Source organism: Pseudomonas sp. JR33AA, from assembly GCF_021378985.1.
GTDB classification, from domain to species: domain Bacteria; phylum Pseudomonadota; class Gammaproteobacteria; order Pseudomonadales; family Pseudomonadaceae; genus Aquipseudomonas; species Aquipseudomonas alloputida.
Genome location: NZ_JAJSAW010000004.1, coordinates 162,446 through 176,797, shown reverse-complemented (window position 1 = coordinate 176,797; position 14,352 = coordinate 162,446). Strand labels below are relative to the sequence as shown.

The 14,352-nt window shown below is 63.6% G+C and carries 11 protein-coding genes; 1 reads left to right on the top strand and 10 read right to left on the bottom strand.

All coding sequences use genetic code 11. The features are described from left to right. Positions 1–7: 7 nt before the first annotated feature. The 5 genes from ureC to LVS58_RS08915 all read right to left on the bottom strand — a co-directional run bounded on the left by ureC (position 8) and on the right by LVS58_RS08915 (position 4,382). On the bottom strand, positions 8–1,711 hold the full coding sequence (gene ureC / locus LVS58_RS08935; protein ID WP_233690761.1) for an urease subunit alpha: 1,704 nt from the start codon (positions 1,709–1,711) through the stop codon (positions 8–10). Then, positions 1,708–2,025, bottom strand: a complete 318-nt coding sequence (locus LVS58_RS08930; RefSeq protein WP_003253928.1) for an urease subunit beta — start codon at positions 2,023–2,025, stop codon at positions 1,708–1,710. Before LVS58_RS08930 ends, ureC begins: the two co-directional genes overlap by 4 nt. 19 nt (positions 2,026–2,044) lie before the next feature. Then, positions 2,045–2,347, bottom strand: a complete 303-nt coding sequence (locus tag LVS58_RS08925) for an urease subunit gamma (protein ID WP_003253929.1) — start codon at positions 2,345–2,347, stop codon at positions 2,045–2,047. A 9-nt stretch (positions 2,348–2,356) separates the two neighbouring features. Further along, positions 2,357–3,190, bottom strand: coding sequence for an urease accessory protein UreD (locus tag LVS58_RS08920; RefSeq protein ID WP_233690760.1), 834 nt, complete (start codon positions 3,188–3,190; stop codon positions 2,357–2,359). A 277-nt stretch (positions 3,191–3,467) separates the two neighbouring features. Beyond that, complete coding sequence (locus LVS58_RS08915; protein ID WP_233690759.1) at positions 3,468–4,382, bottom strand: site-specific integrase; 915 nt, start codon at positions 4,380–4,382, stop codon at positions 3,468–3,470. Positions 4,383–4,597: 215 nt separating this feature from the next. On the opposite strand from LVS58_RS08915, the gene LVS58_RS08910 reads away from it, so the two are divergent. Next, positions 4,598–5,779 carry an NnrS family protein gene (locus tag LVS58_RS08910; RefSeq protein WP_233690758.1) on the top strand — a complete coding sequence of 394 codons (1,182 nt, stop codon included), beginning with the start codon at positions 4,598–4,600 and terminating at the stop codon, positions 5,777–5,779. Positions 5,780–5,876: 97 nt separating this feature from the next. On the opposite strand, the gene LVS58_RS08905 is transcribed toward LVS58_RS08910, so the two are convergent. The 5 genes from LVS58_RS08905 to LVS58_RS08885 all read right to left on the bottom strand — a co-directional run bounded on the left by LVS58_RS08905 (position 5,877) and on the right by LVS58_RS08885 (position 14,237). Then, positions 5,877–8,138, bottom strand: coding sequence for an ATP-dependent DNA helicase (locus LVS58_RS08905; RefSeq protein ID WP_233690757.1), 2,262 nt, complete (start codon positions 8,136–8,138; stop codon positions 5,877–5,879). Beyond that, entirely contained in the window at positions 8,135–9,784 is a 1,650-nt protein-coding gene (locus LVS58_RS08900) for a VRR-NUC domain-containing protein (RefSeq protein WP_233690756.1), read from the bottom strand. Before LVS58_RS08900 ends, LVS58_RS08905 begins: the two co-directional genes overlap by 4 nt. 164 nt (positions 9,785–9,948) lie before the next feature. Then, the gene (locus LVS58_RS08895) at positions 9,949–11,310 is read right to left on the bottom strand and encodes a GntR family transcriptional regulator (RefSeq protein WP_233690755.1); all 1,362 of its coding nucleotides are present in this window, start codon (positions 11,308–11,310) and stop codon (positions 9,949–9,951) included. After that, a complete protein-coding gene (locus tag LVS58_RS08890) occupies positions 11,310–12,695 on the bottom strand; it encodes a hypothetical protein (protein ID WP_233690754.1) in 1,386 nt (461 codons plus the stop codon). Before LVS58_RS08890 ends, LVS58_RS08895 begins: the two co-directional genes overlap by 1 nt. 519 nt (positions 12,696–13,214) lie before the next feature. Further along, positions 13,215–14,237: a zinc-dependent alcohol dehydrogenase family protein gene (locus LVS58_RS08885; protein WP_233690753.1), complete on the bottom strand. Its 1,023-nt coding sequence runs from the start codon at positions 14,235–14,237 to the stop codon at positions 13,215–13,217. Between the last annotated feature and the right edge of the window lie 115 nt (positions 14,238–14,352).

Genomic DNA, 14,352 nt, shown 5'->3' with positions numbered 1-14,352 from the left:
GGGCTCCTCAGAACAGGAAATAACGTTGGGCCAGCGGCAGTTCGCTGGCCGGTTCGCAGACCAGCAGCTCGCCATCGGCACGCACCTGATAGGTCTGCGCATCGACTTCGATCAGCGGCTGCAAGGTGTTGTGGACCATGTCCGGCTTGCGTACCCGCCGGCAGCCGTTGACCACGCCAATCAGGCTGCGCAGGTTCAGCGACTCGGCCAGCCCGCGGTCCATTGCCGCCTGGGGCAGGAATGTCATGCGTGTGGCATGCCGCGCCGCCCCCAGCGCACCGAACATCGGCCGATAGTGCACCGGCTGGGGGGTGGGAATGGAGCCGTTGATATCGCCCATGGGCGCGGTGACGATCATCCCGCCCTTGAGCACCAGGGCCGGCTTGACGGCAAAGAACGCGGGTGACCACAGCACCAGGTCGGCCAGCTTGCCGACCTCCACCGAGCCCACTTCGTGACCGATGCCATGGGTGAGTGCCGGGTTGATGGTGTACTTGGCGATGTAGCGCTTGACCCGGAAGTTATCGCTGTATGGGGTATCCGGTGCCAGCGGCCCGCGACGCAGCTTCATCTGGTGCGCCACCTGCCAGGTGCGCAGCACCACCTCGCCAACCCGGCCCATGGCCTGCGAGTCGGACGAAGTCATGGCAAAGGCGCCCATGTCGTGGAGGATGTCCTCGGCAGCGATGGTTTCGCGGCGAATGCGCGATTCGGCGAAGGCCACGTCCTCGGCGATGCTCGGGTCCAGGTGGTGGCAGACCATGAGCATGTCCAGGTGCTCGTCCACGGTGTTGATCGTGTAAGGCAGGGTCGGGTTGGTCGAGGATGGCAGCACGTTGGCCTGCCCCGCCGCACGGATGATGTCCGGGGCATGGCCGCCACCGGCACCTTCGGTATGGAAGGTGTGGATGGTGCGGTCGCCGATGGCCGCCAACGTGTCTTCGATACAGCCCGACTCGTTGAGGGTGTCGGTGTGAATCGCCACCTGGATATCCATCTCTTCGGCCACGCCCAGGCAACAGTCGATGGCTGCGGGCGTAGAGCCCCAGTCTTCGTGCAGTTTGAGCCCGACAGCACCTGCGGCAATCTGCTCGCGCAGCGCGTCCGGCCGCGAGGCATTGCCCTTGCCAAGCAGCCCGATGTTGATCGGCAAGCTGTCGGCGGCCTGCAACATGCGCGCAAGGTACCAGGGGCCGGGCGTGCAGGTGGTGGCATTGGTGCCAGTGGCCGGCCCGGTTCCACCGCCGATGAACGTGGTGACACCGCTGTTCAGGGCCTCATCCACCTGCTGTGGGCAAATGAAGTGGATATGCGAATCGACACCACCGGCGGTGACGATCTTGCCCTCGGCCGCGATCACCTCGGTCCCTGGCCCGACCGGCACGTTCACGCCCGGCTGCACATCGGGGTTGCCGGCCTTGCCGATCACCGCGATGCGTCCATGCTTGATGCCGATGTCGGCCTTGACGATGCCCCAGTGGTCGATGATCAGCGCGTTGGTCAACACCAGGTCCATGGCCTCGGCCGCCAGCATCTGGCCCTGCCCCATGCCATCGCGAATGACCTTGCCGCCGCCGAACTTCACCTCTTCGCCGTAGATCGTGAAATCTTTCTCGACCTCCACCCACAGCGCAGTGTCGGCCAGGCGTACGCGGTCGCCAACCGTGGGGCCGAACATGTCGGCATAGGCCTGACGGGAAATGCGGCTCATGCCCTGCCCTCCAGCGCGCCCATCACCTTGCCCTGAAAACCATAGACTTCACGTTTGCCGGCGTACGCCACCAGTTGCACGGTACGCGCCTGACCCGGCTCGAAGCGCACGGCAGTGCCGGCTGGGATGTCCAGGCGAAAGCCCAAGGTTGGCGCACGGTCGAACACCAGCGCGTCGTTGACCTCGTAGAAGTGGTAGTGCGAGCCGACCTGCACCGGCCGGTCGCCATGGTTGGCCACACTGACGCTGACCGTTTCTCGGCCACTGTTCAACTCGATGTCGCCCGTGGCGACCTGGATTTCACCTGGGATCATGCGACGCTCCTTGGCGGATTCAGACGATGGGGTCATGCACGGTCACCAACTTGGTGCCATCCGGGAAGGTCGCTTCGACCTGCACGTCGTGAAGCATTTCAGCGATACCGGGCATCACCTGCTCACGGGTCAGTACTTCACGCCCCAGGCTCATCAGTTCGGCGACTGTGCGGCCATCGCGTGCGCCTTCAAGCACCGCGGCACTGATCAGCGCCACGGCTTCCGGGTAGTTGAGCTTCAGGCCACGGGCCAGACGCCGCTCCGCCAGCAGCGCGGCCGTGAACAGCAGCAGTTTGTCTTTCTCTCTCGGGGTAAGCTCCATGGCGCTCTCTCAGGTAGCCCAGATACGCGGCGGGCAGGCTGGCAGGCCGAGGATGGCCGGGCGCAGCACATGCCACAGGCGTTGCAGGGTGCGTTGCAGGTGTTGGTTGTCATGGTCGAGCAGGCGGATCACCAGCAACGACCCGAGCAGGGTCGCACCGGCCGGGTTGCCCAGCTCTTCGAGCAGCGGGCGAACCTGCTCCAGCACTGCCTGATCGGCCGGTGCGGCACAGAAGGTGGCGAGTAGCGGATGCCCACCCAGCTTGTCCAGGTGCCCGCCTTCAAGACGCAGGCGCTCATGCAGGCCAACCTCGTCAGGTAGTGCGATGTGCAATAGGCTGTCGAGGGCGCCGTGGTCGAAACGCTCGTGCATGACCGGTCGGCCCAGGCACAGGGTTTCCCAGGCCAGCAGGCGGGCGCCCGGCGCGAGGGTAAAACGGCTGGCGAGGCTGGCGCGGGCGCCGGAGAAGAAGATGCTGTCCTGCGGCAGCCACTCCAGGGTGCTGCCCGTGGCGAGGTGGAAGCGTTGGGCCAACCGTGCGGTCGGGCCGATACTGCGGTAGAACTTGCTGGCACCGGGCATGGTCAGCAGCGCGTGGCTACCCGGCTCCAGGTGAATGTCAAGCTCCAGGCGGTCGCCGGCAACGATGCCGCCCGGCGGGTGCAGGACATAGACATGGCACGGCGCCCCTTCAGGATAGAAAGGCCGCTGCACCAAAAGAGGTCCGAAATGCTTCCACGCACCAAGGCGGGTCACGCCGTCACGCTGGACAAAGCGCAACTGCAGGTGAGCACTCCAGCCCGCATCGTCTTGCTGTTGTTCGATCTGCTCCGCGAGCGACATCCTGCGGCCCCTGAAATCCGTGGCCTGCTGGCCGTTTAGAGGGTCCGGCGCGGGCGCCTGCCAGCGCGCACGGCCTGACCACTCGATCAAATTCTCAGGCTGGATGTAGCAGGTTGCGGGCCAACTCCGCAGGTGAACGATGATGAAACCTGTGCTGTGCCCGCTCTGGCATCGGGCATGCGGGGGAATGGCGCACAAAGCAGGGGCGTGAGTCGGCCCTGTTTCGGTGCCGGCACACGTGAAAATGGGGCTGCTTTGAGCCCCACAATATCAAGCCTCAGTAATCGAAGCGGTCCACGGCACGCCGACGCTCGTTGTCATCACGCCGGTCATAGATGGCCGTGGTCTGGATATTGGCATGGTGCGCCAGCTTCTGCGCAATCGACAGGTCGTGCTCTTCGATCACCCGGGTAATGAATGCCCGGCGAAAATCGTGAGGCATGATCTTCACCCCCACCTGCGCGCCGCGCTGGCGGGCAATGTAGTAGATCGCATGCTTGGTAATGCGCGCCCGGGTGATGTGGCTGCCGCGGCGGATGCGGTTGAACAGGAACGGGTCATCTTCCGCCCCGGCGGGCAGGTCTTGGCGGCGCAGTTCAAGCCAGGCCTTCAGCTTCTCGAACGCCCACGGCGGTGCGTACTTGACCAACTGGTGGTTGCCCTTGCCCACCACCTGCAGGCTGCGCGCCTCGAAGTCGACCTGGTCGAGGTCGATGTCGACCGACTCCGACTTGCGCATGCCGGTGCCGTACAACAAGGCAATGATCGCCGCATCACGTACCCCCTGTGGCCGCGGGTCGGCTGCGCACACATCCATCAGCTCGCGGATCAGGCTGCGGCGCAGGTTGCGCCCTGGCGGCAGGCGGGTGCCCGTGGCCGGTTTGACCTCTCGAATACGCAACAGCTGCTCGTGGTCGATCAGGCCCTGACGCCAGGCCTCGTTCATCACCCCGCGAATCGCGTTGACATACAGCGACGAGCTGTTGGGCGCGTAGCCATCGGCACGCAAGGCAGCCACCAGTGCAATCACATGGCCCGGCTCGAGCCGATGCCAAGGCACATCGACAATGTTGCAGTCGACAAAGCCCAGCCGGTCGGCGGCGTCCTGAAGAATGTAGCGCATGGTTTGCTGGCTGGACGGGGCCAGACGGGCCATGTACTGCAGCAGCGGATTTTTCGAGAGGTCGGACAAAACGTGAATCCTGTAGCGAAGCGTCAGCCGGCAGTGAACCAGGCGAACCCTGAAGCGAGTCAAAACGACATACAAGCAAGTCCGAATGACTGCAAGACGCGCGAGTCATTCGGACCCTGAGAAGTGCCATCACCTTGATATTCAAGGGCTTTGCGACTGGCACGGATCGTGATCTTACCCCAATTGCAGCCTACTGAACGAACCAAGGACCGCCCATGCTCTTGCAACCCACTGCTTCACGCCCACGCCAAGCCGTCTGGAGCTTGGGTTTTCGCCCGTTCTTCCTGGGTGGCAGTTTGTTTGCGCTGATCGCCCTGCTGTTGTGGGCCGGCGTACTGGCCGGGGTACTGGCCCCTGCACCGCCCGGCGGCATGCTCGCCTGGCACCGCCACGAGATGCTTTACGGCTTCGCCGCGGCCATTATCGCGGGTTTTCTGCTGACCGCCGTGCAGAACTGGAGCGGCATCCCAGGCTTGAGCGGGCGTGCGCTGCAGGGTTTGTTCCTGCTTTGGCTGCTGGGGCGGGTAAGCTGGTTTATGCCACTACCGGGAAGCTTGCTGGTACTGGTCGAAGGCTGCTTCCTGCCATTGGTGGCATTGAGCCTGGCACGACCGATCATGCAACGGCGCCTGCACAACAACTACCCGATCGTCGTACTGGTGCTGCTGATTGCCGCCTGCCAGTGGTTGACCTTGGCCGGCTGGTTGCACCAGGACGAGCTGTGGCAGCGTCGTGGAATATTTGCCGGGCTGTGGCTGGTGACGGCGATGATGACCGTGCTCGGCGGCCGGGTCATACCCTTCTTTACCCGCCGTGGCCTGGGTAACCTTGACGCGGCCCCTGCCCGCCCATGGCTGGACCGCGCCTGCCTGTTACTCAGCGTCGCAGTACCGCTGGCGTTTGCCACCGGCCTGGCCGATACGCCGCAACCAAGTCTGGCGGTGCTGTTTTTTGCCTTGTTCGCGCTGCACGCGACCCGGCTGGTGCAGTGGCACGACCGTGGCCTGTGGCGCGTACCGTTGCTGTGGTCGCTACACCTGGCCTACGCCTGGATCGCCCTGGCCTGCCTGGGCATGGCGCTGTGGCATAGCGGGGTGACCCTGAGCCCGAGCCTGGTGACCCACGCGCTGACCGTTGGCGCGATGACCGGGCTGATCCTGGCCATGATGGCGCGGGTCAGCCTGGGCCACACCGGCAGGCCATTGCAGGTGCCGACCAGCATTGCCTGGGCCTTTGCCCTGATGCAACTGGCGACCTTGGCCCGGGTGATTCTGCCGCTGTTCACATCGCTGGGGGTAAGCGCTTCGGCACTGTGCTGGAGCCTGGCGTTGTTGCTGTTCCTGCGCCATTACCTGCCCATCCTGCTGCGGCCCCGGGCAGACGGAATGCCCGGTTGACGCGCTTGGGCCGCCTTGCATCAGTGTGCCGTGAGGGGCGCTTGGTGGGTGGTTTGATCCCCCCCAATTACGACTGATCGCCAGAGCCAAAGTATTGCTAGACAATAGCCGCCGCCCACCACCCCGGAAACATCTGCTGCACCCGGGGCTCGGCGAAGCGTTCGTCGATCAGCACCAGTACGCCACGGTCCTGGTCACCCCGAATAACCCGGCCCGCCGCCTGGATCACCTTGCGCACGCCCGGGTAGAGATACGCGTAATCGAAACCCGCACCAAATTGCCGCCCCAGGCGCTGTTTGAACTGCTCATTGACCGGGTTGACCTGAGGCAGCCCCAGCGTGGCAACAAACGCGCCAATCAGCCGCGTGCCGGGCAAATCCACCCCTTCGCCGAAAGCACCGCCCAATACGGCAAAGCCCACACCTCGGCCATCGGCGACAAAGCGATCGAGAAATGCCTGGCGGGCCGCCTCGTCCATGCCCGGCGCCTGTGACCATAGCGGAATCTGGCCATGCTGCTCGGCCAACAGCCCCGCCACCTGTTGCAGGTATTCGAAGCTGCTGAAGAACGCCAGGTAGTTACCCGGCATGCGCTCATACTGCCGGGCAATCAGGTCAACGATCGGCGCCAGGGAGGCTTGGCGCTGTTGGTAACGGGTGGACACCTGGCTAGCAATGCGCACTTCCAACTGTTCGGCACGAAACGGCGCGGCCACGTCCAGCCAGGCGGTATCGGCTGGCATGCCCAGCAGGTCGCTGTAGAAGTGCCGTGGGCTCAGCGTGGCGGAAAACAGCGTCACACTGCGCGCCGCCTGCATGCGTGGTGCCAGCAGCCGCGCCGGGGTGACATTGCGCAGGCACAGCGTGGCCAGCCGCCGCTTGCGCGGGCCCTGGCGCTGGCTGATGTCGAACAGAAAGTGCTCGTCGAACAACTCGGCAACCCGGCAGAACTGCAGGGCCTGGTAGTAGAACTGCAACACCTGGGGGTCCATGTGCGTGGGTGTCTGGTTCATCTGCTCCTGGATCAGCCCGACGCACTGCTGAAGGGCGCGCAGTAGCCCTTCAGGCAGCGACTCGCTGGCCTGGTACGGCGCACGCTGCTCTTTATACAGCGCGTTCCACTGCCTGTTCAGGCGGTCCAACGCACTGACCAGCCCAGGCGGTTTGCTCTGGCGCAACGCCAGCAGCTGGCCCTGGTCAAGGCTGGCGCTGTACATGCCGCGCCCACGCTCGACCAGGTTATGCGCTTCGTCCACCAGCACTGCCACTCGCCACTGGTTCAGCTGGGTCAGGCCGAACAGCAAAGCATGCGCATCGAAGTAGTAGTTGTAGTCAGCGACCAGCACATCGGCCCAGCGCGCCATCTCCTGGCCCAGGTAGTACGGGCACACCTGGTGCGCCAAGGCCACTTCGCGCAGGGTGGCGCGGTCGAGCAACGGCAGTGCAGCGGCGGCCTCGCGCGCAGCCGGCAAACGGTCGTAGAAACCTGCGGCCAACGGGCAGGACTCACCATGACAGGCCTTGTCCGGGTATTCACAGGCTTTATCGCGGGCGATCAGCTCCAGTGTGCGCAGGGCAGGTTGCGGCGCGGCATCGGTGATCTGGCGCATGGCATCCAGGGCGAGCGCCCGGCCAGGTGTCTTGGCAGTGAGAAAAAACACCTTGTCCAGCTGCTGCGGCACCATGGCCTTCAGCAGCGGGAACAAGGTACCGAGGGTTTTGCCAATGCCGGTGCTGGCCTGGGCCATCAGGCAACGGCCGGTGCTCACCGCCTTGTACAAGGTTTCAGCCAACTGCCGCTGGCCCTTTCGGAACTGTGGGTAGGGGAAACTCAGCGCCAGCAGGCCTTGGTCACGTTCGGCCAGGCGTCGTTGCTGCCCTCGGGCCCAGCCCAGAAAGCGCTGGCACTGGGTTTCGAAAAAAGCCCGCAACTCGGCAGCCGAACAGTGCTCAGTGAACAGCGTCTGGCCGTCGCTGTCCACGTCAAGGTACACCAGCGCCACCTCGATGGCGGGCAGTTGTCGAGCCTGGCACATCAACCAGCCGTAGACCTTGGCCTGTGCCCAGTGCAACTGACGGTGATTGGCCGGTTGGCGCGCCAGATCGCCACGGTGCGTCTTGATCTCTTCCAGGCGATTGCTGCCAGGGTCATAGCCGTCGGCACGGCCCCGCACCTTGAGGGTTTCGAACTGGCCTTCAAGGGTGATTTCCGACTCGTAGCCAGCAGCGCGCCGTGCCACCACCCGCTGATGCCCTTCGATACCCTCCTGGGCGGTGGGCGATGGCGTGAAGCGCAGGTCCAGGTCGCCGACCTTGGCGCTGAACTCACACAAGGCGCGCACCGCTACGCTGTAGCTCAAGGCGTTTCGCTCCAGCGCACGTGGCACACCGCGACCGGCAGGCCGTGTTGCCTGCAGAACTCCAGCCAGCGCAGCTGATTGTCCTGCAGCCGGTCACCGGGGCCTTTGACCTCGACCATGCGATAACGGCCCTGCTCGGGCCAGAACTGAATCAGGTCGGGCATGCCGGCACGGTTGCTGCGAATGTCCTGCAACAGGCGCAGGAAACATTGCTTGAGCACAGCGGCCGGCAGGCAAGCCAGGGCCTGCTCCAGCAGTTCCTCGCTGAGCATGGACCAGAACACGAACGGCGACTGCAGCCCCTGTTTGGCCACGTAGCAGTCGAGAATCGCCTGGCGATGGCTACCCTCGTCGAGCCTCCCGAGGCAGCGTTCGAACAGTGCACTGCGCCGTTGCTGGAAGTCGCTGTCGTGCAGGTCCTGTGGCGCGGCCTGGAACGGGTTGAAGAATGCACCGGGCACCGGGGCGAAGATGGCCTCCCAGCACAACAGGCCAAACAGGCTGTTGAACAGCGTGTTCTCCACGTAATGCGCCTGCCCCCCCTCTTGCATCAGGTGCTGACGCACGGCTTCTTCAACGCCCAGCGCAGCGTGCCCGCGGGGCAGTTCGAGCTCGATCAGTTCCAGCGGCTTGGTGCGCTGACGCCGCTGTGGCGGGCCGCCAAGTTTGCGCGCCAGGCGTGGCAGCATGCGTTGCAGCGCCTGCACCTCCAGCGCGTTGGCAGGTGCCGCAGCCAGTTGCAACGCCAGTGCATGGGCCTGGTGCCACTGTTCGCTGCGCTCCAGTACCCTCACCTGGCGAATGCGCGCCTGGGGATGGTTGCACTGCGCATACACAGCCGTGGCCAGGTCCCATTCCCCCAGGCGTTCGCATTGTTGGCCCACGGCGAATTGCAGCCGCGCATGGCGCCGGGCCAGCCAGGGGTTGTTGCTGTGCAGGCCCTGCAGGGTGGCAAGGATCGGCAGGGGGTCGCCGCCCTGCTCCAGGCGCTCGGCGCACCGGTGCAGGGCCATGGCCAGGTCGACATCGTCACGCTGCTGCAAGGCACGCGAATCGGCGCTGAACGGCACCTGCTCGTAACGCAGCAAGCCCAGGTCGGCGAGGACGAAGTCTGACCAGTCCTGGTACAGGTTGCCAAAGAACAGCAGACGGATGCGGTCGCACAGAGGTTGCAGGCACCACTGGAGGATGCGCACCTCGCTGCCAGGAAACCACTCGACCAGTGACCGGGCCGCCAACGCCAGGGGTTGCAGCTGTGCCAACAACTCATGCTTGGCCGCGCGCGGGCGGCTCAGTTGCCGGGCGAAGCAGCGGGCCAGTTCTTCCTTGCGCAGCAACGCGAACAGCTGTTCAAGGTCCAGTTGCTCGGGCTCCCGTACCCAGCCGAGGGCCAGCAACGGCTGCAGCGCCAGCGCAGTATCGCCGATTTCGGCGTAGTCGAGCCGATCGCTGCGAAACAACTCGCCCTTGCGCATGACCATGCGCACCATCAAGGCCTGGGCTGGCGCTTGCAGTTGGCTGAAGGCACGGATGAAGGCCAGTTCCTGGTCATCGAGCAGGTCCTGATAGCGCTGTTCGACCCACAGCACGACCTGGCGGAAGTTATGCAGGTAGTAGAACGGGTCGTCGACGGAATGGGCGATCACGGGCGAAAGTCAGATGGCGGCAACAGGCACTGTTTATACATACAGATACCCATCCATGACAAGCGCCGCAGGTCGCGTCACGATCAGCCAGGGGTTCAGGGGCTGCACTGCAGCCCCTTAGCGTTCACGCCTGTTCAGTTGTGCCAGCCATCCCGCCCGCCATTTCAACCAGAGAAGCGGGTGTTTCGCCCACAGCGCACCTCAAGCGCCTGCGCCAGTCGCCTTACCGCCAGTTGCAGTTCATCCGGGCTCCCCCCCAGCCAGATCAGCGCAAGGTGTTGAGGGTAAAGCCCCTGCAGGCCGAACTGTTCGCCCGCTAGTGCGTGCAATGCAGACCCTGCCAACGCTGCGGCAATACCGTCCCACGCCAGCGGCTGGGAAAAGCTCACCCACAGCATTTGCCCACCTTTCGGCATCTCGAAGACCACCTGCTGGCCGAATTGCGACTGCAGCACATGCGCCAGGTATTGCGTACGCCTTTGCAAGTCTGTGCGCTGCTGTACGAGCTGCGTTTCGATTTCCCCCTTGCCGAGCATGTGAGCAAGCGCCTGCAAACGTAGCGGCGCAAGCCGAAACGCCCGTTCAGCGAATGCCTTGGCCAACACCGTGTCACGGCTCAGTAAATAGGCATACGGTGCCTCTGCCCCCACTGCGGCCTCGAACGTGCCCATCACCAAAAGCCAGCGCGGGTCGATCCAGTCACGCAGACGGGTGCTCGGCGGCCCGTCGTAACAGAGTTCGCTGTCCAGGTCGTTTTCCAGCAGCCATACAGGGTGCTGGCCCAGCAAAAGCCCAAGCTGCTGCTGGTAATACGGTGAAACCAGCCGCCCTTGTGGCATGCCCAGGCAAGATGGCATGACCAGCAGGCTTACCGGCTCGCTACCCAGCAGCTTGGCCAAGGCGTGCAGCTCGGGGTTGCCGCGGGCATCCATTGGTGCCTCCAGCACGCGCATGCCGGCACGCGCCAATGCCCGCAACACTTGCGAGCAACAGGGCAAGTGCACCAATGCCGTACCACCTTGCATGGCCAGCGCCGCGAGCAGCGTCTCCAGCAACGCGAGCACATCGGGGGCTAGCTGCACATCATCGGCATGCCAGTACTGATTGGAGCAGCGGGTGTATCGCTCAGCCACAGCATTGCGCAAACGGGCGCTACCAAGCGCTCCCCAGGACGCAACGCTGCGATCACGCTGACGGGCCAAACGCCGTTCGTGACCAAGCAGCATGCGCTCCAACAGTGGCTGCGTTGGCAAGGGAGGCTGCCGGGCCACGGCCACGGCCACAGCCTGATCTTTGCCATCGTTTTGTACGTAATAGCCCGACCTCGGCAGGCAGTGTACACGGCCCTCCTCTTCCAGCAGGCTGTAGGCACTTTGTACCGTGGCCAACGACACCCGCAGCCGCCGGGACAGCTCACGCAATGACGGCAACCGGCATGTGCCAACGCCTGCAGCTTGTTCGATCAACGCTTCCAGGTAGCGATACACCTTGCGATACGCGAACTCGCCTGGGACCGCTCGCCCCATCAGGGCAGCCCCGCAGCACCACGCCGCCGCCCCAACGCCAGCTGTGGCAGAAGCCTCAGGTGTACATCGCGGCGGGCCAGGTTATTAAGCAGGCGCCATCCCGCCAACGGCAACTGTCCATCATAAATTTGCCGCAGTTGCCCCAACGGCAAGCCACTGGTATTTACCAGCCAGGCTTTGACTGCATCGGGGCAGGGTTTGCCTTGCAAGGCCCTGTGCAGGTACGGCAACGCCACCACCATGTCGGCGTGCCGACACTGCAAGAACCGCTCGAGGTTTTTCCCCTGCCTGGCAAACGGGCTGAACAGCAGGCACACCAGTTGGGCCTGGTTAAGGCCGTAGGCTTTGCCAAACAACAACGGCGCGACGTCACTCTGCTTGCTGCCACCCGCCTGCCCAGCCAGCTTCAGCGCTGGGCGCCCGGCCAGCGGCTCCAGACTGCGGACGCGCAGTTCATGCAGCTGTGCGGTGGCAAGCGAGTCGACAAATTCGGACAGCGGCAAAGCATCCGCAGCCGTCTCGAAGTGACAACCCAACATGGCGTCAAGCTGCTGCTCTTCAAGCAAGTGCGGCAACAGGTCATCAATAGCAATCAGCCGCACCGGCGCACGCTCCGGTACGGCGCCTGGAACCGGCTCGTGCTGACCACCCGGTGCGCCCCCGACAGCACCGTGCAATCGGCTCAGCCCTTGGGCCAGCGCCGCCAGGCACTGGTGCACTGCATGCGGGCCGCTTACGCCCGCCAGGCGCAGGCTACGCCGGGCCCACGCCAGGTATCGGCGCCGCTGCAGCCCGGGCATGGCGGTGACCAACGCATCGGGAGGCACCGCTGCCTGCAGCGCCTGAACCACGGCCGCCGCCAGCTCCAGGTGCAGGCGACAACCCAGCAGGGCTTCAGGCCTGGCATCGATCATGTGGCCGAACACCAACATCGCGTCCCTCGCCAGCAGCCAGCGCTCAGGCATTACCGAGAGCCGACGGCTGAACGGCACCACTGCGCGCCCCTCGATCATCTGCAATTGCACCCGCGGGTCATCCTGCATGAACAACGCGCTAAAACTGCGCTCGTGAGCTTCCAGCGTGGCGTTATCGGCTACCGGCAGGCTGACCACCAGTACCCGTAGCTGGAAGGTTACTGGCGAACGCAAGGCAATGCTCAGTTGCGCGGCACGCAACATGGCCAGCAGCCGGCTGCTGTGGCGGTCGCTGCCTTGCAATACCTGCAAGCTGAAAGTACCGATGTACTCGGGCCCGCCCGCAGCGACCAACAGGCGTTGTATCAGCAACTGCAGGGAGGCGCGCTGCGCCTGGGACATGTGGTTCAACAAGCGCTCGAGAACTTGCTGGTAGATATAATGCATCGCCTGGTCGTGAATAGCAGTCACGCAATCACCTCATCAACTTCATGCAGCCAGCGCATGCGGCACCCAACATATGAACGTGGGCATGCGCCAAACTTACCTAGAAGAAATTTCCTACAACAAAATGAAAGTAATGACGTAACCCTTCACTGTCGCCAAGCCATCGAGAAAAAACCACCGCTGCGATGGCCTGTCGCTGTCACATGCTGCTCTATATCAGGCATAGCCATGCTCATCCCACGTTCCTTGCACAAACTATCATTGGGCCATTATCGATAGGGAGGCAGCGCGAATTGAAGATACAGTTCAGGGTAAAAAAACCATTCAGCATCCGTGTCAGCTCACAGTGACTCGCAATGCAAAAGCGTTCAAGGCTGATTATTTGGCGGGATATTTCTGACAACCCGAAAGATACGGACTTATATGTAGTCCGTATCGGGATTTATTGTAGGAACAATCCTACTTTTAAGTGTTGAATAACTTTACCTCGCGCATAAAAAACCCGGGAGCTTGCCCGGGTATGTCACTTTGCGCCATCCACCGTCAGTGTTGCGCCATGTCCAGCACGACGCGCCCACCACACGGGCATTGGTCCATGTAGCGATGCGCCTCAACCACTTGCTCGAACGGGTACACCTTGATGATCTGTGGTGTCAGCAACTGGTCGGCGGTGAACTGGTTGATATCGCGCAAGGCACGCTGCAGTGCCACCTGGTCCTGGCTGATGCCAAGCTCTGGCTTGCCGGTGAAATTACCGATGCAGTGCACATAGAACTGAATGTTCTTCTGAAATGCCGCGCAGGCCGGGAACGGCGTCTGGTTGCCGCCTTGCAGCCCGTACAGCACCAGGCTGCCACGCGGCGCCAGCACATCACCCAGCAGCGACATCTGTGGGCCGCCCATGCCATCGAGCACCATGTCCACGCCGCGGCCATCGGTGTACTTGCCTATCTGCAGCAGCAGGTCCTGCTCTTCGGTCACGATCACTTTGTCTGCGCCCAGGCTCAGCAGGTAGTCACGCTGCTCCGCTTCCTTGGTGGCGGCGAACACTTTCAACCCCAGGGCCCTGCCCAGCTGCACGAAGGCAGGCCCGGCGCAGTGGCTGGCATCGGTGACCAGTGCTGTCTGCCCGGCCTTGGCCCGTGCCAGGTCGACATAGGCGAAGTAGGCGATCAGCAGCGGGGTGTAGTGCACGCTGGCTTCGATCGGGGTGAGCACATCAGGGTAGCGAGTGATGGCTGTACGGGGCAGTACGATGACATCGCCGTACACCGGGTGGTCGTTGGCACTGGTGGCCGGGAAGCTGGCGACCCGGTCACCGATGGCAATGTCATCGACCCCTTCACCGACCGCTGTCACCACCCCGGCCATTTCGTGGCCGATCCCCGCTGGCAGACGCGCCTGGGACGGTGCCAGGTTCTGGCGCCAAAGCACGTCATACCAGCTGACGCCAACCGCTTCGACGCGGATCTGCACCTCGTCGGCAGCGGGTGACGGCTCGGCCTGCTCTTCGCAACGGAGCACGTCAGCAGCGCCGAACTTGTGGAAACGGATCATGCGGGACATCGCATACCTCGCCTTTGTGAACCTCTAATTACCACTGACTCTATCCGGGCTTTACCCGTTAGACCATCAGTGGTCATTAATAGTCGACATGCTTGTCATCGATTGGGCACCTGAC

Excerpts from the sequence above, each read along its gene's own strand:
- ureC (WP_233690761.1), bottom strand. The coding sequence starts at position 1,711 with ATGAGCCGCATTTCCCGTCAGGCCTATGCCGACATGTTCGGCCCCACG.
- LVS58_RS08930 (WP_003253928.1), bottom strand. The coding sequence starts at position 2,025 with ATGATCCCAGGTGAAATCCAGGTCGCCACGGGCGACATCGAGTTGAAC.
- LVS58_RS08925 (WP_003253929.1), bottom strand. The coding sequence starts at position 2,347 with ATGGAGCTTACCCCGAGAGAGAAAGACAAACTGCTGCTGTTCACGGCC.
- LVS58_RS08920 (WP_233690760.1), bottom strand. The coding sequence starts at position 3,190 with ATGTCGCTCGCGGAGCAGATCGAACAACAGCAAGACGATGCGGGCTGG.
- LVS58_RS08910 (WP_233690758.1), top strand. The coding sequence starts at position 4,598 with ATGCTCTTGCAACCCACTGCTTCACGCCCACGCCAAGCCGTCTGGAGC.
- LVS58_RS08895 (WP_233690755.1), bottom strand. The coding sequence starts at position 11,310 with ATGGGGCGAGCGGTCCCAGGCGAGTTCGCGTATCGCAAGGTGTATCGC.
- LVS58_RS08885 (WP_233690753.1), bottom strand. The coding sequence starts at position 14,237 with ATGTCCCGCATGATCCGTTTCCACAAGTTCGGCGCTGCTGACGTGCTC.